16 protein-coding genes are annotated in these 20,973 nt (G+C 50.6%); 5 read left to right on the top strand and 11 right to left on the bottom strand.

The window, feature by feature from the left end; all coding sequences use genetic code 11:
* Positions 1-137: 137 nt before the first annotated feature.
* Both ACPAOP_RS02300 and ACPAOP_RS02305 read left to right on the top strand, forming a co-directional pair.
* Positions 138-2,054, top strand: coding sequence for an ATP-binding cassette domain-containing protein (locus ACPAOP_RS02300; RefSeq protein ID WP_423709151.1), 1,917 nt, complete (start codon positions 138-140; stop codon positions 2,052-2,054).
* 70 nt (positions 2,055-2,124) lie between these two features.
* On the top strand, positions 2,125-2,757 hold the full coding sequence (locus tag ACPAOP_RS02305) for a hypothetical protein (RefSeq protein ID WP_423680996.1): 633 nt from the start codon (positions 2,125-2,127) through the stop codon (positions 2,755-2,757).
* A gap of 251 nt (positions 2,758-3,008) precedes the next feature.
* Here the strand turns inward: ACPAOP_RS02305 and murB are convergent, their stop codons facing one another.
* Positions 3,009-4,037: a UDP-N-acetylmuramate dehydrogenase gene (murB, locus tag ACPAOP_RS02310; protein WP_423709152.1), complete on the bottom strand. Its 1,029-nt coding sequence runs from the start codon at positions 4,035-4,037 to the stop codon at positions 3,009-3,011.
* 86 nt (positions 4,038-4,123) lie between these two features.
* Between murB and ACPAOP_RS02315 the strand changes: the two genes are divergently transcribed.
* Together ACPAOP_RS02315 and ACPAOP_RS02320 are read left to right on the top strand one after the other, a co-directional pair.
* Positions 4,124-4,615, top strand: a complete 492-nt coding sequence (locus tag ACPAOP_RS02315) for a YajQ family cyclic di-GMP-binding protein (RefSeq protein ID WP_423680999.1) — start codon at positions 4,124-4,126, stop codon at positions 4,613-4,615.
* 87 nt (positions 4,616-4,702) lie between these two features.
* Positions 4,703-5,332 carry a retropepsin-like aspartic protease family protein gene (locus tag ACPAOP_RS02320; protein WP_423709153.1) on the top strand — a complete coding sequence of 210 codons (630 nt, stop codon included), beginning with the start codon at positions 4,703-4,705 and terminating at the stop codon, positions 5,330-5,332.
* A gap of 49 nt (positions 5,333-5,381) precedes the next feature.
* Here ACPAOP_RS02320 and aroG read toward each other — a convergent pair whose 3' ends face one another.
* Positions 5,382-6,449: a 3-deoxy-7-phosphoheptulonate synthase AroG gene (gene aroG, locus ACPAOP_RS02325; RefSeq protein ID WP_423709154.1), complete on the bottom strand. Its 1,068-nt coding sequence runs from the start codon at positions 6,447-6,449 to the stop codon at positions 5,382-5,384.
* A 68-nt stretch (positions 6,450-6,517) separates the two neighbouring features.
* On the opposite strand from aroG, the gene ACPAOP_RS02330 reads away from it, so the two are divergent.
* Positions 6,518-6,673, top strand: a complete 156-nt coding sequence (locus ACPAOP_RS02330; RefSeq protein ID WP_423681002.1) for a hypothetical protein — start codon at positions 6,518-6,520, stop codon at positions 6,671-6,673.
* Between the two features lie 82 nt (positions 6,674-6,755).
* Here ACPAOP_RS02330 and ACPAOP_RS02335 read toward each other — a convergent pair whose 3' ends face one another.
* The 9 genes from ACPAOP_RS02335 to tldD all read right to left on the bottom strand — a co-directional run bounded on the left by ACPAOP_RS02335 (position 6,756) and on the right by tldD (position 20,930).
* Positions 6,756-7,175 (bottom strand): tetratricopeptide repeat protein, encoded by a 420-nt coding sequence (locus tag ACPAOP_RS02335; protein ID WP_423681003.1) that lies wholly within the window; start codon positions 7,173-7,175, stop codon positions 6,756-6,758.
* 3 nt (positions 7,176-7,178) lie between these two features.
* Positions 7,179-11,564, bottom strand: coding sequence for a cellulose synthase subunit BcsC-related outer membrane protein (locus ACPAOP_RS02340; RefSeq protein ID WP_423709155.1), 4,386 nt, complete (start codon positions 11,562-11,564; stop codon positions 7,179-7,181).
* Between the two features lie 158 nt (positions 11,565-11,722).
* A complete protein-coding gene (gene bcsB / locus ACPAOP_RS02345; protein WP_423709156.1) occupies positions 11,723-14,098 on the bottom strand; it encodes a cellulose biosynthesis cyclic di-GMP-binding regulatory protein BcsB in 2,376 nt (791 codons plus the stop codon).
* 3 nt (positions 14,099-14,101) lie between these two features.
* A complete protein-coding gene (gene bcsA / locus ACPAOP_RS02350) occupies positions 14,102-16,204 on the bottom strand; it encodes a UDP-forming cellulose synthase catalytic subunit (protein WP_423709157.1) in 2,103 nt (700 codons plus the stop codon).
* 59 nt (positions 16,205-16,263) lie between these two features.
* Positions 16,264-17,031 (bottom strand): cellulose biosynthesis protein BcsQ, encoded by a 768-nt coding sequence (gene bcsQ / locus ACPAOP_RS02355; RefSeq protein WP_423681011.1) that lies wholly within the window; start codon positions 17,029-17,031, stop codon positions 16,264-16,266.
* Positions 17,028-17,648 (bottom strand): cellulose biosynthesis protein BcsP, encoded by a 621-nt coding sequence (bcsP, locus tag ACPAOP_RS02360; RefSeq protein ID WP_423709158.1) that lies wholly within the window; start codon positions 17,646-17,648, stop codon positions 17,028-17,030. Before bcsP ends, bcsQ (ACPAOP_RS02355) begins: the two co-directional genes overlap by 4 nt.
* Positions 17,649-17,695: 47 nt before the next feature.
* The gene (gene bcsD / locus ACPAOP_RS02365; protein ID WP_423709159.1) at positions 17,696-18,187 is read right to left on the bottom strand and encodes a cellulose biosynthesis protein BcsD; all 492 of its coding nucleotides are present in this window, start codon (positions 18,185-18,187) and stop codon (positions 17,696-17,698) included.
* 479 nt (positions 18,188-18,666) lie between these two features.
* Positions 18,667-19,434 carry a cellulose biosynthesis protein BcsQ gene (gene bcsQ, locus ACPAOP_RS02370; protein ID WP_423709160.1) on the bottom strand — a complete coding sequence of 256 codons (768 nt, stop codon included), beginning with the start codon at positions 19,432-19,434 and terminating at the stop codon, positions 18,667-18,669.
* Positions 19,435-19,469: 35 nt separating this feature from the next.
* On the bottom strand, positions 19,470-20,930 hold the full coding sequence (gene tldD / locus ACPAOP_RS02375; protein WP_423709161.1) for a metalloprotease TldD: 1,461 nt from the start codon (positions 20,928-20,930) through the stop codon (positions 19,470-19,472).
* Between the last annotated feature and the right edge of the window lie 43 nt (positions 20,931-20,973).

Consider the following 20,973-nt stretch of genomic DNA (forward strand, 5'->3'; position numbering starts at 1 on the left):
GCCATCTTACCTGAGCAGCCCCTAACAATCAATCAAGGCCACATCAAGATCGCTAAGCGCCGTGCTGCCTGTCGTACAATACGGGTTTTCTCCAATGTAGTCCGGCATGATCTGCCGTACTGATCTCACAGGTATTTATGGCAGTTATCTCATTAAGCGATGCCCAACTGGCATTCGGTCACGTTGCTCTGCTCGATCATGCAGAGTTTTCTCTTGAAACCGGCGAGCGCGTCGGTCTGATCGGCCGTAACGGCACCGGCAAATCTTCTTTGCTGAAAATTATCGCCCGCACTTCAAAAATCGACGATGGTCTGCTGGTGCAGCAACAAGGTCTGAAAATCGCGTATGTGGAGCAGGAACCGCAATTTGATCAGAACATCAGTGTGTTTGACGCCGTGGCTTCGGGCCTCGGTGAATTGCCTGCGCTGTTGCAAGAATATGAAAGCCTGACCGGCCAGTTCGGAGGCGACAACGATGATGCGCTGATGGAGCGTATGCATGACATTCAGGTTAAGCTGGATGCGGCCGATGCCTGGAGCATTGGCAATAAAGTCGAAACCACGCTGGATAAACTCAACCTCAGCAAAGACGCCATCATGGGCACCTTATCGGGCGGGATGAAAAAGCGCGTGGCGCTGGCCTGTGCGCTGGTCAGTGCACCGGATGTATTGTTGCTCGATGAACCGACCAACCATCTGGATTTTTCCTCGATTCAATGGCTGGAAGGATTGCTGAAAGATTTCAAAGGCAGCGTGCTGTTCATCACACATGACCGTAGTTTCCTCGATAATGTGGCGACGCGCATTGTTGAACTCGATCGCGGCAAGCTGACCTCGTATCCCGGCAATTTCAGCACCTATCAGACCCGCAAAGCAGAACAACTCGAAATCGAAGAAATCGAAAATGCCAAGTTTGATAAATTTCTGGCACAGGAAGAAATCTGGATACGCAAAGGTGTGAAAGCCCGCCGCGTGCGTGATGAAGGCCGTGTCAAACGTCTGGAACAATTGCGTCTGGCACGCAGCGCACGACGCGAATTGCAAGGTCAGGTCAGACTTGATGTCACTACCGGCGAGCGTTCCGGCAAGATCGTGGCGGAACTGGAAAACGTCAGCAAATCCTTTGGCGACAAGGTGATCGTCAAAAATTTCTCCAGCATTATTCTGCGCGGCGATAAGATCGGTCTGATTGGTCAGAATGGCGCTGGTAAAACCACTTTGCTGAAACTGATACTCGGCGAGGAGACACCGGATAGCGGCACCATCAAGCAAGGCAGCAAATTGCAGATCGCGTATTTCGATCAGATGCGTGCGCAGTTAAACGATGACATGAGTCTGGCTGACACGATTTCGCCGGGCAGTGATTTCGTTGAAATTAACGGCCAGCGCAAACATGTGATGTCGTATCTGGGTGACTTCCTGTTTGCGCCGGAACGCGCCCGTTCACCTGTCAAATCTTTGTCCGGCGGCGAACGCAACCGCCTGTTGCTGGCGCGCCTGTTCGCCAAACCAGCCAACGTCTTGGTACTCGATGAACCGACGAATGATCTCGATATCGACACGCTGGAATTACTCGAAGAATTGCTCGAAGAATATACCGGCACCGTGTTCCTGGTCAGCCATGACCGGACTTTCCTCGACAACGTGGTCACGCAAGTTATCGCATCCAAAGGTGCTGGCCAGTGGCGCGAATATATCGGCGGTTACAGCGACTGGGAACGGTACAGCAATTCCGTCGCTAAATCTGCGGTGAAAACCGACAGCAAACCCGCTGCCAATGTCACCACGACAGCCCCAACGGCGACAGCCCCTGCCGCTGCAAAAGCAAAAAAACTCAGCTACAAAGAGCAGCGCGAACTGGAAGAATTGCCCAAGCTGATTGCGCAACTGGAAGCAGAACAAGCTGCGATTACCGCGAAACTTGCCGATGCTGACTTATATAAAAATGGCCCGGACGAAGCGAATAAACTGAATGCGCGCTTTGCCGAGATCGATGAAGAACTGCTGACCGCGCTGGATAAATGGGAATCTATCGAGGCCAGAAGCAAAGGCTGAATCCAATCGCAGTAAAACAAAGAGAGGTGCACAGACGGCACCTCTCTGCATTTGGACGACAGGAGTCACTATGAAGACACGATGCAATCTTTTCTCAGCATCAACCGTGCTCGGCAGCTTACTGCTGGTTCTCAGTATGACGACAGGTGCGCAGGCGCAAACCCTGTATCGCTGCGGCAATTCATATCAGGACAAACCCTGCGACAAAGGCCAGAAAGAGCAGATCTTAGGCAAGCTCGCCACCACAGACAATACAAATAAACCGGTGGTCGATGCATCGTGCCGCTTGCGTGGCGAAGACGCTAAAAAAATTATCTGGATGCGTGAAGCCGGTGCGACGCAAGAACGCGTTTTGTCTGAAGCCGGCACCGAAGAGCGCAAGAAACTGATCAATGAAATTTACGCGCAACGTGGCAATGCTGCGGATGTACGGGCTGCGGTTGAAAAAGAATGCATGGATGAAAAACAGCGTGCAATGAATGCCGCAAAGCCAGCAGCACCAGCCACGCCAGCGACACCAACATCAGCCTCGGCACCTGCTGCCAACGAAAAAGCTGCACCTGCAAGTGCCCCCGACAATGGCGAAGCAGCGCGTAAAAAAGCGATGTGCGATAAGGTGCGTGAAGCGCTGGCGAGTCTGCGTCAGGGCGGTAATGCCGGCAATGCGGACAAAGATTTGAAAGGCATGGGTTGCGATCGCTGAACCGTGTCAGCACTTGAGACTTTGCTGTCCGCAAGGTTTTGAACTTGCCCGATAGTGCCCAAATACGGTCAAAGACACGCCCACATGCCTTAAATATACTCCCCCCAGTATATTTTGAAGCCCTTTATTTATGCTGAGATAAAGGCGATTTTATTAAAAAAGAGGGGGAGTATCTGTATTGACAGAAAAAAACCGGCGCATACGTCAGAGCGCCAGCCAGGACAATCTGCAGAGAAATAATCAGACAAAAATCAGACAAACACCGGTTCAATTTCCAGCGTGACCGCAAACTTCGCCAGCACATCCGCCTGCACCGCCTGCGCCAGCGCGCGCACTTCTGCGCCACTCGCACCGCCGCGATTCACCAGCACAAGTGCCTGTTTTTCATAAACACCGGCACGTCCCAGATTTTTTCCTTTCCAGCCGCAACGTTCTATCAGCCAGCCGGCCGCCAGTTTGTACTCGCCAGATGCCTGCGGATAACTGACCAGATCAGGATAGTTCAGCAATAGCGCATCACGCTGTGCCGCGCTCACCAGCGGATTTTTGAAAAAACTGCCGGCATTCCCGATGACCTGCGGATCGGGTAATTTCGCCTGACGTATCGCGATAACCGCATCGCTGATTGCACGTGGTGAAGGGACACTGATCGCTTGCAATTGCAGATACCGGGCAACATCGGCATAGCCGATTTTTGGCTGCCATTGTTTGGGCAACGCAAACTGCACGCTGGTGATTGCCACGCGGTCTTTCAGCGCATGTTTGAAAATACTGTCGCGGTAAGCGAAGTGGCACGCCGCCTTATCCAGCGCCAGCGTCTCGCCGCTTGCAAAATCAAAGGCTTCGAGTTGAAACAAGGCGTCCTGCACTTCCATGCCATATGCGCCGATATTCTGTATCGGTGCCGCGCCGACTGTGCCGGGAATCAGGGATAAATTTTCCAGTCCGCCCAGCCCCAGCGCCAGCGTCCATTGCACGAACGCATGCCAGTTTTCACCGGCCTGCGCCTGCACATAAACAAACTCTGCGTCTTCACCGACGATGGATTTTCCCAGCAAATCCATCTTTAATACCAGCGCATCGACCTGGTCCGACAACACCAGATTACTGCCGCCACCCAAGATCAGACGCGGCATGGCAGCGAGTGCAGGATCGGCGCGCAGCGCACGTAACTGATCGACGTCGGTAATGGATAAGAAGTAATTCGCCTGCGCCGCAATGCCAAAAGTATTGTACGGTTGCAGCGAAACGTCGCGGGAAAAAGAAAGATTCGTCGTCATAGAGTGCAAATTATAGCTGCTGCGCTTTGTGACAGCCGCGCTTTTGATAAAATGAGCAGGTTTATTTATTTCACCAAGGAAGCACCATGCCCTCATTTGATACCGTCTCTGAAGCAAATATGGAAGAAGTGAAGAATGCGGTCACGCAATCGAACAAAGTCATCACCAATCGCTTCGACATGAAAGGCACCAGCGCCAAAATCGAACTCAAAGACAAAGAGCGCGAAGTCGTGATTTTTGGCGATACAGAATTTCATCTGGATCAGATCATTACCGAGCTGACACAAACCATGGGGAAACGTAAAGTGGATGTACGTTTCCTGGATTTCGGCAAAGTCGAAAAAATCGGCGGCGACAAAGTAAAACAAGTCATCAAGGTCAAAAATGGCATTGAGACTGAAGATGCGAAAAAAATCGTTAAAGTGCTGAAAGAAAGCAAAATGAAAGTGCAAGCCAGCATACAAGGCGACGCGGTGCGTGTTCAGGGTGCCAAACGTGATGATCTGCAGGCAGCGATGGCCTTGCTGCGCAAGGAGATCAAAGATCTGCCGCTGGAATTTAATAATTTCCGCGACTGATGGTGGATGAGCATATCGCGCTGTTTGGCGCGATATGCTGCGCTCCCCGCTTCATTCCACATGCCGTACTTCAAACCGAAAGTCACTATGAAACGCTTTGCCCTGCTGCCACTTTTCCTGTGTTCACTGCCATCGTTTGCAACGGATGTCGGCGTGGTTGGTTTATTTCCGGGTAAGGCGATCCTGGTAGTCGATGGTGCACCACCCAAGGCGTATGCGGTAGGCAGCGCGCTGAGCAGCGACACCAAACTGGTTGATGCAGATCGTGAATCTGCCACCATCGTCAGCAACGGCAAACGCTACGTGCTAGTGATGGGGCAAACTGTTCACCGTTCTGCCGCCAGCAGTGGTAACAGTGTGGTTCTGAAAGCCGGTGACCGCGGACATTTTATGGCACCCGCCGTGATCAACGGCGTCAGTGTAAATATGATGGTCGACACCGGTGCCAGCCTGATTGCCTTGCCCGCTGCCGATGCTACGCGTATCGGTCTGAATTACAAAGCGGGGCGTATGGGTCGTGCCAATACCGCCGGTGGCGTCGTCAATACTTATCTGATCAAGCTCGATACCATCAAAATCGGCGACATTGAATTACATCAGGTGGACGCGTCCGTCATCGAAGCGGGCCTGACGGTACCCTTGCTGGGCATGTCGTTTCTGAACCGCATGGAAATGCGCCGCGAAGGCGATCAGATGACCCTGAGCAAACGTTTCTGATCAGGATCATCCGCATAGGCGCCACGTACAGACGCCAATAATGTAACGCTTACGCTGATTGTGCCTCGACCACACGACGCTGTCTGACCGCTGCCGCCAGACCTTCCAATAACTTGACGCTGGAATCCCAGTCGATACAACCATCGGTCACAGACTGACCATACACCAACTCTTGTCCCGGCACCAGATCCTGACGTCCGGCTACCAGATGTGACTCAACCATCACACCAACAATACGCGTGTCACCAGCAGCAATCTGGGCGCTGATATCCGCGCAGACCGGAATCTGGTTTGCCGGATTTTTCGAGCTGTTCGCATGGGATGCATCGATCATCAGACGCGCAGCCAGACCGGCTTTCGCGATGTCCTTGCAGGCAGCATCGACGCTAGCTGCGTCATAGTTCGGTGTTTTTCCGCCGCGCAGGATGATGTGGCAATCTTCATTACCATTGGTCGCCACAATCGCGGAATGTCCGCCTTTTGTCACTGATAAAAAATGATGCGACTGCGAGGATGCCTTGATCGCATCGACCGCAATTTTGACGTTGCCATCGGTACCGTTTTTAAAGCCGACTGGACAAGACAAGCCGGACGCCAGCTCGCGATGGACCTGCGATTCTGTGGTACGGGCACCAATGGCACCCCAGCTGATCAGGTCAGCAATATACTGCGGGCTGATCACATCGAGAAACTCCGTACCTGCAGGCAAGCCAAGTTCATTGATATTCAGCAGCAATTCACGCGCAATACGCAGGCCATCATTGATGCGGAAGCTGTTATCCATGTACGGATCATTAATCAAACCCTTCCAGCCGACGGTGGTGCGCGGTTTTTCGAAATACACACGCATAACAATTTCTAACTCACCAGCAAAACGCGTGCGCTGTTCCGCCAGGCGACGTGCATATTCCATGGCCGCTTTGGTGTCATGAATCGAGCAGGGACCAATCACCACCATCAGACGATCATCTTTACCGTGCAGAATATTGTGCAAGGCGGTGCGCGCGTGCGCTGCGGTTTCAGAGGCTTTCACAGAACAGGCAAACTCACGAATCAAATGTGAAGGTGGAACCAGTTCTTTCATTTCGCGTATGCGTAAATCGTCGGTACGGTGCATGTTCTCTCCTGTGTCTTTCAAGTATAAATAAGTGCAAATGGCTGAATTCGTGGCAAAAAAAAACCGCCATGACTGGCGGTTTTTTCAGAAATCTGGTTGAGCTTTTTTTCTTTGTGCGCTTACCTTCTTCCTACCGCCTGAGGCTTGGAATAGCTAAAGTAAAAAAAGAAAAAGAAGTAAGCAAGTTTCATAAATTAGGCGTTTGGCTTGAATCGCTATATTAAATTTTGATAAAACTTAAAAATTTCAGCATTGATATTGCATCAAAAATCAGCAATTGGCAAGCCAAATCCCCTTATTTCGTATTTATTTTTTCCAGAGCGCTGGCGGTTCCGGCGGAATATCGCCTTCGGGATATACATTCACGATGGGTTTGCTCTGCTCTTTCAGTTTCACTTGCGGTACGTTGCGCGCCATCCACTGCCGCATATTCGTCAGATTGGTCGCAATATCACGGCGTTCAGGATTGAGTCTGACCGCGCGCTCCAGCAAATTCAGTGCGTTTTCATAATCGCCCTGCGCTGCCAAAGATACGGCCTGATTGTTCAATGCAGACGCATCAAAAGGATTTACTTTCGCTGCTTCAGCAAATTTTTTACTCGCGGCAGCCGCATCCCCTTCCGCCAGATGAACCCGCCCCTCTGACTGTAAATCTGCAGCATTTACAAAGCTTGTTAACAGCAGCGCTGCCGATGTGACGATCAGTGTCTTCATGATAGTTTTCATCGGTCAATTTCCCAGATAGTAAGGCTTAGGAGCAATCGGCGGAAAGGCGACCTGACCTCGCCGCGGCTCGAACGTGTAACGGATATACAGCATACCGCTGGCATCGGTAAAATCGCCCGAGTTATCGGCAGAGAATCTGCCGCCCAGCGTGAAATGCGGCGACAGCAAATACTCTAAGGCACCGGAAATTTTGTACTGCAATCCGGTATGCGATTGCCCCGCATAGCTGCTGGCAATATTCAACGCTGGATTCGCCGCCGCAAATAACTCAAGCTCGGTCTGATCTGCACTGATCAAAGGGTAATACGGTGTCGCATCTTCACGGAAATGCTGAACACCAACCGATGCACCGGCCTGATATGACAATTTGCCATAACGTCCGCTGATCTCCAGCGGTACATTCAGAGCAAGATATGATTGCGGGCTGAAATACCCGCCGTGGCCGTAAGTAAAATAACGCAGATTCTTTTTATAGAAACTTGAATTCAAACCCAGCCCGGTTGTCACTGTGGTGTCTTTGGTGCGGTAAGCCCGCCAGTAAATACCGGCACCCGCATCAACCTGCGTGTTTTTAACCACGTTTTTACCATTGATGCCATACAAGCCCAGCGCGCCGTAGACGCCGCCCTCCTCGCCATCGTAGGACGCATCCAGACGTAAGCCATTTCTGGTAACGCCGCCCCAGTTCAGCCCGTACAGGCTGTCTTTTGCGCCCGCATACGACAGGTAACTGTCCGTCACTGACCGACGGGACAATTCAGCACTAAAATTAAGGCCATCCGACTGCGTGCTCCAGCGCAGGCCGCCGACAACATTCTGGATAGGGAAATTAAGCGGGCTGGAGCCAACATCAAGCTTCACACCCGCCAGTTCGTAACTCATATTCAGCGCCACACCTTTCGCCACTTGCTCGATGGAAGACGCATCCGATAAGCCACGTGTTCTGGCTTGTGTTGAAAAAGCGACTTTGGCGAATTTTGCCTGTTCATTGAGTATGGCATTACGCCCGAACTGGCCTGCGATATTTGCATCATTCAGTTGCAAGGTACCGGCATCAATCACGACCGGAATCACCTTCAAGCCAAACTGACCATAACCCAGGGTCGTGATATGTGCTTCTATCGGTGTTTCCAGATCTTTCAACTGAGATAAACCACTTTGACCGCTGCGTGCTCTGGCAGAAAACCCGGCGGTGACTTCGGAGCGGTTCAACTCATTCAGAGCATCAATCTCTTTGATCAGTGCCGCCTCTTCCGCGCTGATGACCTGCTTTGAAATACCCGCGTCTGCTTTGACTGATGCTGCTTTTTTCACCTCTGTTCCGCTGGCAGCAGGTGCTGGCACCGGATTGTTGCGCGATACCGTTGGCGTCGGAGATGGAGCTACTGATACTGCTGGCGTTGCTGGCGTTGCTGGTGTTGCTGGTGTTGCTGGTGGTGCGCTCGGCACATTCAGCAATACCGGTGCAGACGCTGGTTTGCTGACGACGTTGCTACTTGCAGCCATTCCTGAATTAGCCGCGGCGGCAGGTACAGTCGGAGTGACAGGTGTCGCCTTTATCATGGCCGCACTCGCTGGTGCAGCGGCAACGGCTGCGACCGGTGCCACTGCGGCCGGCGTTGTGGCAGAGGAATTTGCCGCCGGCAACTTCGGTACCGGCGACGCGATAGCAGCATATTGCGGACCAAGTTGCGGCACTTCCTTCAACACCGGCGGTGTACGCGGAGCGGCTGTAACCACTGTTGGCTGCACAGCAACTTGCGCCGCTGCCGGAACAGCATCTGCCTTACGTTCGGCAAAAGGATTGACTTTGAAATTGTTGAGATTGTTGGCAACAGAACCCGGCGTGACCAGACGCAAACCATCAACACCGGCACCTGACAATGGTCGCTGCGCCTGCTCCAGTGCCAGAGCTTTTTTGAAGTAACCCAGCGCCTTGCTATTGTGTCCCTGCGCGCGCGCGACATTACCCGCCAGCGCTATAAAGCGTGGATTCTCCGGCTGCATGCGCATTAATTTCTCAAGATAATTTTCGGCGCCGCTGAAATCTTTGATTTGTATTGCCGCAAAGACCAGTCCTTGTAAGACCTCTGGATTATCCGGATCGGTTTCCAGTACCTTGGTGTACAACTCTTTTGCCGGTTCAGTATCACCGGCAGACGAATAAATGCGCGCTAATGTCAGCAGCAATAAATTATCGTCCGGCGTCTCGATCAGATAAGGCTGGATATAAGCGTAAGCAGCGGCGTAGTCTTTCGCCTCCCTGGTGCGCTCGGAGTAGCGCATGGACAAAGCCTTTTGCAATTGTCTGAAGGATTTTACTTCGTCCTCCTGCAATTTCGGCATCGCTGCCACTTTACGCATCACGGCTTCGAGCTCGGCTTCCTGATTCGCCTGCATCAGGGTGCTGGCATATTGCAATAACAAACTGGCAGAAGGCTGCTGCGTATTTTGTACTGCCTGGCGTATCATGGCAAAACCGCGTTCGGTATCGCCTAACTTGATGTACAAAGCAGCGAGGGTGCCGATATACTCACTATCCGTTCCTGCAGCTGCTTCAATCTGTGTCAGGATATCCCTGACCTGATCGACATAACCACGTTTGTTCAGAAGATCAATCCGGTCAAGCTGGACGCGTATCCATAATTGCTTTTGCAACGCAAACATTTCTGGTTTGCGCGCGTTGGCTGGCACACGCTCGAGAGTTTGCAAACCTTCCCACCACAGTTGCTGCATCTGACTGAGCAAGGCACTGACGTACAACGCCTCCGCATCGGGCTTTTCAACATTCGTGAGCGCATCTAACAATGCCTGCGCCTGCGGTGCCATGTCCCGTTTCAGATAAATTTTCGCCAGCGACATCCTTAACCAGGCATCTTCCGGTTTGATCAGTACCGCGTCTTCCAACACCCTTTGCGCACCGATGATATCGCCAGCCGATTCAAGTTGCTTCGCCTGCGCTGCCATTTGCTCAGACTTCAGATTTGCGACGATCGCCAGATGACGAGGTAATAAATATTCGCCTAGTGCCTCAAGATCGCTGAGCCGCTTCTGCAAAACATAAATGCCAATCAGTCCGTCCAGCGCGCGCATTTCTTTTTTATCGGCGTTGAAAACACGTTTAAAGTTTTCTTCTGCGCCGGCCATATCATTCTCAGCCTGCAATGCTTCGGCAAGTTGCAAAATACCTGAGGGCTCGGTACCGTTAATCTCAATGGCTTTGCGCAATAAGGCGATTCCTTTTGCGCTGTCCGCATCCTCAAACGCCGTGCGCGCATCTTCGATCAATGCCCAGTAATTGGCACCATCAAATGCCTGTTTCCAATTCGATTTCGCTTTGGCGGATGAGAGATCCAAAGCTTTTTGCAGGAACTTACGCGCCTCAATAAATTCTTCCTGGCGCATTTTGACCAGCCCCATACCGCCATATCCGACCGGATCTTTAGGGTGAGACTTAATCAGTGCCTGAAATTCTTTCTCAGCGGTCGGCACATCGTTGGCATCCAGCGCTTTAAACCCGAGCGCCGATCCTTTTGCCAGAGGACTTTCAGGCTTGGGCTTGTTGACGGGACGGCGCTCTTCCGACGCATCACTTCTGGCCGGACGATTCACGCTGGCGAGTTTGTCCTGTATGGTTTTATCCTGGGGATGTTTTTCCAGATAGCTGCGGAAATATTTACTGTTGCTGCTTTGCAGTCCCATCCAGGTCAATGCCTGACGCCACGCCTCTTCCGCCTGTTTAGATACTTCGGCTTTGTTACTCAGATTTTCCAGTAACGCGAGTCCCTCTGGCCTGCTGGTCTCACGATAAGTCAGCACCTGCGCATATGCCAATGCATATTTATGATTGGAAGGATTTTCTTTCGTCAGCTTTTCAAGGCCTCGCTTTGCCTCGGCATAACCAGTTTTTGTCCCTGCCAGCACCTGATAATATTCAAACGCCGCATCACCTTTCAGTCGGGATGCATCGCCAAGCTGGCGATAACTCTCGGCTGCAGCTTCGGTATCACCTTGCTGTGCCAGTCGTCTGGCATTTTCAAGCTGAGATTTACCACCGCCAGTACCAAGACTGATTGCTTTTTCAACTAACCGGATCTGCGCACTGCCTGCCTTGATTTCTATCAGTTTATTGAGGTGACTTTTTGCAAGCTCAGCATTGCCACTGTGGGCATCAAATATGCCTAAGGCAACCAAAGCCTCAATATTGTTCGCATCGACTTTCAGCACCTTGCGCCAGGCATCCGCCGCATTATCGTCGCGACCGCGCTGTTCCCAAAAGTGTGCCTGTTCAATTAATTTCTGGGTCAGAGGAGAGTTCGCAAAAGCCGTGCTGCATTCGACACACATCGCTAAAAGCGCCAACACCATCGCTTTTCTTTTGAAAACCATTACCATCCCCTATTCAACACTTAGATGAAGCGATCTCTGCCTCAGCTTACGATTGTGAAATCCGCTTTAAAAACTGACGATAAATTATAAACAGGCAGACCACATTCATGTGGTCTGCCTGCGTGAAATGACTGTTTTATTCAGTTATTTTTGATGTATCAATGTTGGTCTTTCGGCTCGTTCGCCTTCAGGCGCTGTGCTGCCTTTCTCCGTAAATAGCGGAACAGTAAAGCTGCAGCAATCAGTGAAGCCAGCATCAGGAACACAATCAGCACGACCGGTTTCGTTGACAGATTCCACTTCAGCCAGGTCCAGAACGGCAGATGACCGGAGTAATAAGTGTTACCAACCAGTGCGTTGACGACCCTGTCGCCTTTAATCAATACCAGATCGCCCTGGAATTGGCTGCGAAGATCGGCTTTGTTCAGACCATCGGTGACATCCAGCAGGCCACGGGGGCTGCCAGACGTCACGACAACAACACTGTGACCACTGGATAATGGCGATTCAAACTGCATGACGGTACCGAATGCACTGCCGGTACTGGCTAACATTTCACCGGATTTACGCTCGAGTTCATCCAGATCTTTGCCAGCCCAGCGTGCCAGAACACGTAAAAACCCCGTAGGTAATTGCAAACGGTTCCCTGTCTCATCGATGGTCAGCGGCATATATTTTGACCATTGTTTCAGGAGAGGTTGATTACCGTTAGTCGCAATAACGAGCAGATCTTTATTACTGTGTTTCTCAACATCGCTGCCGTAGATCAGGCTGTTGTTGGTGACCGGATAGCCGGTCGACTCTCCCATACGCCCCATCAGATTGAAAAAAACTTCCAGCTCCTGATTACTGGCGCGCTCAGGAAGAATAACCGCCGATTCGGACAAATCTGCAAATTTTGTGAACGGGAACCCGGCGTTCGCAACGTAGGCCAGATTAGGGTAAGTCGCATAGTGCGGCATGTGAGAAAAATCGATAGTCGAATCCGGATCTATCGTGGAACGTACGTTATCCAGATACACGTCTTTACACGCGCCTTGCTTAGGATAATCGTAGAAGAAATGAAATTGCAGCTGATTTTCCGCACCGATTCTGAACGTCGGCACCTGAATTTCTTCCTGAGCATAACGCAAGCCCGACTTAAAGAACAGCATCACGGATTCTTTGATTTTGCCTTTTTCAGGTTCTGCACCGGACAAAGATAAGGCGCGGACAAATCCGTCATTGATACCGATATTCAGCGTGGATTTGTCAATAGTTGGTCGGGGTGTGAAACGATAGCGCAGATCCATAGGTACGCCCTCGGTCTGCCAGGTGAACAGATCCGGTGCTACCCGCATGTTAATCCTGATCAGATCCGGCGTCAGACCATTTACCTGCAGGCTCTGCAGCGGGGTCAGCTCACCGAATTTCACAGGCCGGGAAGTAGGTAGCCATTTAGGAGCATCATAGGCTTTGCGGATCGCCGGTTCTTTAAAGTTACGGATGATTGCCGTCTGCCCGGCGAGCGCGGTCTGCCCCAGCGTCAGGGCCTGAACTGCGATCTTCAACTCAGCGTTATCGCGACCTAACACCAGCAATAATTTTGTTTTCGGGTTCTGTGGATTAGGCACGACCATCAAAGTCGGACCGTTGATCACGGGTAGCTGCACACCGGCCGGCGCTTCCTTGGTCGTAGCGAACACGATCGCATGCGATTTAGGCATGCCATCTGCAACCGGGAAACGGGCTCCACGATAGGAGGCCAGATGACCGAACCAGGAAGCCACGACACCGGCATTGCGCAGCAATTCCAGTGATGCGCCACCAGGCAGCACAAAAGGCAATTCCAGCAATTTGGAATCACGTTTATCAAAAAACGGACCTGGTAACAGCGCCAGATCATTCGCCAGATCTATCGTGCTGACGGTCAGTTCCAGCTGCGTCGTATTACTGATTTTCGCCCACAAACTGGAATGATAAGGGTCTTCGCAATCTCTGGTGTAATGTCCTATCAGCTTGAAACTGAGCTGATTAAAATCGGCGAAATAACGTGGATCGATATTGTCTTCACGAACGATGCCTTTGGGATTATCTTTCGGTAAAGGAACAACACTGACCAGCTCATTGTTAACTGAGATTTTGATATGCGACAAATCCGGCAGCAACGCAGGTGAATACGCAATACCATAACGTATTTTCGCCGCAGTGATCACTTCGTCACTGCGGACAGTGAAAGGAAACGTACGCTCGCCCTCAACACCGCGTAATTCGATATTGGATCCCTGCCCCATTTGCTTAAGGCTGATGGTATACACTTTCTGGCCTGGTGCTGCTGTTGAAACGGCGACCGGGGCGTCGCTGGCGGCAAGTTTTTCTGTCTCTTCTGTCTGCGCTTCGGAAGATTTGCGCTTCGATTTTGCAAAAACATCGTCGTGCGCAGTCACACTCATGCCAAATGCAATCGCCAGCGCAAGTGTGGTGTTGACCGTTTTTTTCCAGGGCAATGTTGATTTCATGTTTTTCACAATGTTCGCTTCAGTAAGTGTAGTCATGTGCTAATCGCTTTTTTTTCCGAAATACTGTTTCAACCCGGCTCCAAACTGAATAAAGCCGCGCAGGCTGTGATAGGCAATTTCTTTCAGACCATTCAGAGGATGATCGAGATCACGTTCTTCAGACCAGTTCAACCAGACATCGGCCCTGCCAATGGTGCAACTGATCAGATCCATCTGCTGCTGCAAATTCAGATTCAGGAACTGCAGACTCAGCAAGTTCTCTTTTGAGAAAATGACTTTCGCCGGAAATAAACATTCCCCGTTCGTGCCATACAGCGAAATCATCGCCTCTTCGCCTTTCTCTAATTTGAAGCCTTCAGGTATGCGAAGCGACATTCCACCCATAGAAAAATCTTCAGTCTGACAGACGAAGGAATGTCCATTGTGTAAGCGCAGTGTCGCATTCAGTACGGCACGCACCCGATGAGAGCGCCGCACCTGCTTGGACTCGGTTGCTACAGCAAGTGTCGCACCGAGAATAATCAGATTGTAAATTGTCCACAGCATGTTCAGCAAAACCGTATCCAGCTCATAACTGTTCCACCAGATCGCTCGTCCGATACCAATAATAAAACCTAAAATATTCAGCGCCAGCATGACCAGATAGGGTTTGGAAATAACCCAGTCAAAGTGCTCCTCTTCAACCAGACCGCCCTTCGCGGTCACGTTGAACTTCCCTAATTTGGGATTAATCAGAGCAACCATTGTTGGACGGAAAATATACCAGGCCAGGGTGGCTTCATACACCTCGGCCCAGAAAGAATGCCGATGTGCTCCCTGAATACGGGAGTTCGTCAGGTTGGCGTGCAGCAAATGCGGCAACGAGTAAGCCGCAATCGCAATCGCCGACGCCTTGATGATATGTACTTCAAAAAACAAATATGAAATCGGCGCCAGCAGAAAAACCATGCGTGGCAAGCCGTAAAAGAAATGCAGCATCGCATTGCTGTAACAAAGTCGCTGACCGAAAGTCAGGCCTTTGCCTAACAAAGGATTATCCACCCTGAAAATCTGCGCCATGCCACGCGCCCAGCGTATGCGCTGCCCGACGTGTGCCGATAAACTCTCAGTCGCCAGCCCTGCCGCCTGTGGCAATGCCAGATAAGCGGTGTTATATCCGAGCCGCTGCATTTTCAATGCAGTGTGTGCATCTTCGGTCACGGTTTCGACGGCAATCCCACCAATTTCTTCCAGATAGGTTCGCCGCAGAATTGCGCAAGAACCACAAAAGAAGGTAGCGTTCCACAAATCATTTCCATCCTGAATCAGGCCGTAAAAAAGCTCACCTTCATTCGGCACATGCCTGAACGTATGCAGATTTCTCTCAAATGGGTCAGGGGATAAAAAATGGTGGGGTGTCTGTACCATCGCCAATTTTGGATCAACCAGAAACCACCCCATCGTATATTGCAGAAATGAACGGGTAGGCATGTGGTCGCAGTCAAAAATGGCGACAAACTCACCATTTGTCCGTTTCAGCGCAGCATTGATGTTGCCTGCTTTCGCATGATTATTATCGGCACGCGTGAAGCACTGGACGCCGACGGTCCGGGCAAATTCGGCAAATTCAGGGCGCCGTCCGTCATCCAGAATGATGATATTCAGTTTATCTTTGGGCCAGTCTATGCCCATTGCTGCCATAACGGTCGGTTTAACCACCGCCAGATCTTCGTTATAAGTCGGGATGAACAGATCAACAACCGGCCAAGTCGATGTATCTGCCGGTAAGACGGCAGGTTTGCGTCTGAGCGGCCATGCAGTTTGCAGATATCCGAGCAATAACACCAGCCACGCATAAATTTCCGCAAGGATCAATACCAGAGCGAAAAATAAATCGACCAGATTTTCGGTATCGATTGTGTAGTTGACCCGCCAGTAAATATATCGGCTCGTTGCGCTGACGGAGAACATCACCATGATCAGAGAAATCAGCGTTCCCGTGTAACGGCGCAAATACATCGCGGTAGAAAATATCACCACCGAGAAAAAAGTCTGATACGGCAGTTCCATGGGCATACTGATCGAGACCCAGAAAAGCACGGCAGCAACGATCAGCGCTGAAACCCGGGACAACTTGGAATTCCAGCCAGGCCAGTTGACCATCAATCGCCCAAACTCATTGAGCCGGCCGTATAAATATCGCGAATTCAGTATCGAGCGCATCAATCAACCAGTCCGAAATTTTCTTGCAGCCATACAGCAAGTTGCTGCACATCGTGTGTGGCGGAACTGTGTTGTGCATAGTAAGAAACGGGAGTCTGGCATGCCAGCGCTTCACTGACAGCCTCATCCTTGTGTATCGTGGAAGGAACAAACTTACCACCTAAGGTCGAGCGCAGCATACCGTGAACATCACGACACAATTGCCTGGACGCATCCATCTGATTCAACACGTAGCAGTAACCAAGAAAATCCTTCCTTCCGGCTGTGTAATATTGAATCAAAGATTCGATTGAGGGCACCGTCGAATAGGACGCGGCGTCAGGCTTGAGTACAACCAGACCGATATGTGCAACGCTCAGCACTTGCTGCAGATAAATGCTTGGCCCTGGCGGAGTATCAATTAAAACGACCGTTGCCGGGTCCAGCGATAAATCACGCAGATGCAAATACAACCAGTCCGGATTACTCCGGACTGTATCTTCAAAAACTTCCCGCTGATCTTCCTCAACGGTACCGTATGGTAAGAAGTCAACGCCATAAGTGCTTTCATAAAGCACATGCGTCCAGCGGTCATCTCTCAGACTGCGCATGGCAATTCCTGCTACATCATCGTAAGGCATACCGAAATGTAGCCTCAGCGCATTTTGCGGATCCAGATCGAGCACCACCACCTTGGCGCCCATACGGGCAAGCGCTGAAGCAAGATTTGCTGTCACCGTTGTCTTTCCCACGCCTCCCTTCGGAGAAATAACAGCTACCACTCTCATGATTTGAAGATTTTTTTGAAAAAAGAATTTACTGGAGATTCGGTAGTTTTCGCCGGTTCAGGCTGAGCGGCAAGGCGCTTAAACACCGCTGAAAGCGGTTGATGCTTATCGGTATGTACAGGCAGGGCGACACCATTATTCTGAGACTCAGCTTGCACAGCCGTCGTGCTCACCACACTTGCCTTAGGAGTACGGAACAAACTATTCATTTCATTTTTTAACGGCTCTTCCTGTTTGGAAAGCACCATTTTTTGCTGGGGTCCTGACTGGAAAATGCCTGGCGATGCAAACGTAGCCATTGCCGGAGACGTCGTTTCCTTTTTCTTTACTGAAGGATGACCAGACTCAGGTATATCCGCACTGCTACTCCGGTTAAACAAGGGCTTATGATGAACATCAGGAACCGCCTCCTGTTTCAGGGATGGCGTCATACGTTGCGCCTCAGAAAACTCTTCATTGTCCGCCGAAGCATGATCTGGAATTGCATGAACCCTGACATCACGTAAAAGCGGCCAGCGTTTTTTCGCCTGCTCGCTTTCAACTTCGCGGCTTATCTCTTGGTACGCTGTCGCTGGTTGCCCAAACTTTTGAAAAAGATTTTTAACGTCATCATCCATAATCTTCACAGCCCTTTTCAATTTCTTAGTGCGTCATCATCCGACAATCAACGACGTGTGAAATATGTCGGTTCATCGGGCTGCTTCTTTAATTCGTAAACAAACAACTGGCCATCTTCCAGAGCATCTCCGCGCTGCGTTAAGCAGAGCGATTTATCCATGCCGAGATTGTCAAACAACTGTGCATAGACGCCCTCAAGCAAGGCTGGAGACCATGTCAGCGCGTCCGCTCCAAACGCTACTTTGACAGGCGAGGCATGATGTTCCACGATCAGGCTTTCTGGCTGCTCAATCAGTTCCATCCAGCCCCAGTTGGTTTGCGACCAGTAAGAATTAATGCCGTCTTCAAGGGCTTGCAAACTAGTGCCGTCAAGTTCAGGAAAGGCAGCGGCCATCGTCCGTCCCATCTGATACATAAACGCCCGGAGGTCCGGAACGTCACCTTTTGAGGCAAACTCAGCAGAGAACGCGGCAAGAAATGCTTTCCATTGAATCGCACACTGCTGAGATTCGTAATACTGCACATTTTTATTCAACATACTTGGGTACTTCCATTCATTGTTTCGCTGACTTTCCAGCTCCTGATCTCTGGAACAAAACCTAGTTTTTCGTCTAAAACTGTAACACTCGCCGAAAGTAATCGTCCAGCAAAACACCGTAAAAGAATGTCAACAATTCATAACTGGACAGAGATCAACTTCAGTACAGATGCTGTTTTTAAAAATAAGTTTCTTATTAAAAACATTACTTTGCGTTAGATCAGAATTTATCAAAAGTAAATTCTCATTTCATTTACTTACAATTACCCGTTATTTGAACACGGTGTCTGAGAAAAAACATTATCACATTAGAAATTAATTGCTTTTTATTTTCTAATAGCACAACTGTATGAGGCAACCCGGTGTCTTTAGCGGTAAGGAAGTGATATTTCAAGGGAATTTGCCAGGAGGCCATGCAAAAACCACGCCGGCAAAAAAAACGGTGGCAGAACAGAATGAGGAGGTGATTTATTCTTCGCTCACTGAGCTTGAGGAACCCGTGCAAGCAACCAGTCAACGACGGACTGTATTTTCTTTGTGGCCTGATTATCCGGACGATAATGCAGGAGCGGACATTCGTATGCCAATGCCTCTTCGACTTCTGCATCTTCAGGGATCACATAAGGCACCATACGCTCAGCCAGTTGCGACGCGAATAAGGCAGACACGTCCTGTGCCAGTTGCCGCTTCGCAGACTGATTAATCACATAAGCCGAACCTTTCAACCGCGAAATGGGTGGCCGGTAAGCGGTGATCAGTTCTTCCATTTCAGGCAGGGTGGAATAAGAGGCAGCGTCCGCCAGCACCACTACCAGCACGTAATCTGCTGCATGAATTGCCTGCTTCATGTAAACCGAGGGTCCGGGTGGAGTGTCGATTAAGACAATCGCATTTTCCGGCAAATTCGCTTTTTCCAACTTCAAGCGCAGCCAGTCATCCTGTTGCTCCAGAACACTCTCAAAACGCAGACGCTGAACTTCTCCACCACTGCCGTATGGAGAAAAATAGACATGGTATGGACTGCCATGCGTCACGCCTGCAAGCCTGGTACGCGGGCCGGTCAGTGCACTGATTCCTTTGCAATTGCTCTGTTCCAAGCCGCCGAGATGCCATTGCAGTGCATTCTGGGGGTCGAGATCGATCACCAGAGTGGGGTGACCACGCTGAGCAATACCGAATGCAAGGTTGGCAGATAGCGTAGTCTTTCCTACGCCACCTTTTGCTGACACAACAGCGATCACAAACATGGAACCCTGACCTCAATTTTAAACCGGTAAAAAAACTAAGCGGTGCCGCCGACTGTCAGACCATCAATCCGCAGACTAGGCTGACCTACGCCAACCGGCAGACTCTGTCCCTCTTTACCACACACGCCGATACCAGAATCGAGGCGCAAATCATTGCCGATCATGGACACATGGTTCAGTACTTCAGGTCCATTACCTATCAGGGTTGCGCCTTTGACCGGATAACTGAGCTTACCGTTTTCTATCATATAAGCTTCGCTGGCAGAGAACACAAACTTACCATTCGTGATATCAACCTGACCACCACCAAAATTCACAGCGTATAAGCCATTTTTCACAGACGCCAGAATTTCTTGCGGATCTTTATCTCCGGCCAGCATATAGGTGTTGGTCATGCGTGGCATCGGTAAATGCGCAAACGATTCACGACGGGCATTCCCCGTAACTGCCATCTTCATCAGACGCGCATTCATCGTGTCCTGCATATATCCCTTCAGTATGCCGTCTTCAATCAGTGTACTGCATTGGGTTGGATTACCCTCATCGTCAATATTGAGCGAACCGCGGCGATTCCGCATCGTGCCGTCATCAACGACCGTCACACCTTTTGCAGCAACGCGCTCACCGATGCGGCCGGAGAACGTACTCGATCCTTTGCGGTTGAAATCACCCTCAAGACCATGACCCACCGCCTCGTGCAGCAATACACCGGGCCAGCCAGGGCCAAGCACGACCGTCATTGGCCCCGCTGGTGCCGGGCGTGCATCCAGATTCACCAGAGCAGACTTCACAGCCTCATCCGCATATTGTTCAAGCAAGGCATCAGAAAAATAGGAATAATCATAGCGACCACCGCCACCGCTGGAACCCATTTCACGACGTCCGTTCTGTTCCGCAATCACGGTCAGCGAAACGCGTACCAGAGGACGGATATCTGCTGCCAGCGCACCATCGCTGCGGGCCACCAGAACGACGTCGTATTCACCGGCGAGCGACGCCATCACCTGAACGATACGAGGATCTTTTGCACGCGCAATTTTTTCTATACGCTCAAGCAAACGTACCTTCTCGTTGGCGTCAAGAGAATGCAGAGGATCATCATGTAAATACAAATCCCGCCCCTGAATTCCGTGCAAAGCGGAAGCGACTTTGATCTTGCCCGCCCCCTGAAGCGCAATCGTTCTGGTTGCTTTGGCCGCATCAGACAAGGCTTTTTCAGATATTTCATCCGAATAAGCAAACGCAGTTTTATCGCCGGAAACAGCACGGACACCAACACCCTGGTCAATCGAAAAACTGCCGGTTTTGACTATACCTTCCTCAAGACTCCAGCCTTCGCTGCGAGTGAACTGAAAATACAGATCAGCATAGTCCACACGGTGCGTGAACATAGAACCAAGCACTTTCGACAATTTATGGTCGTCCAGACCAAATGGCGTCAATAAAATGTCACGTGCAATAACGAGGTGGTTCAAGGCTGAATTTGAAGAACTCATAAAGTAGATTAACCAATACAAAAGAATGCAATATATGCATTGT

The organism is Undibacterium sp. WLX3042, from assembly GCF_049544825.1.
In the GTDB taxonomy this organism is placed as follows: domain Bacteria; phylum Pseudomonadota; class Gammaproteobacteria; order Burkholderiales; family Burkholderiaceae_D; genus Undibacterium.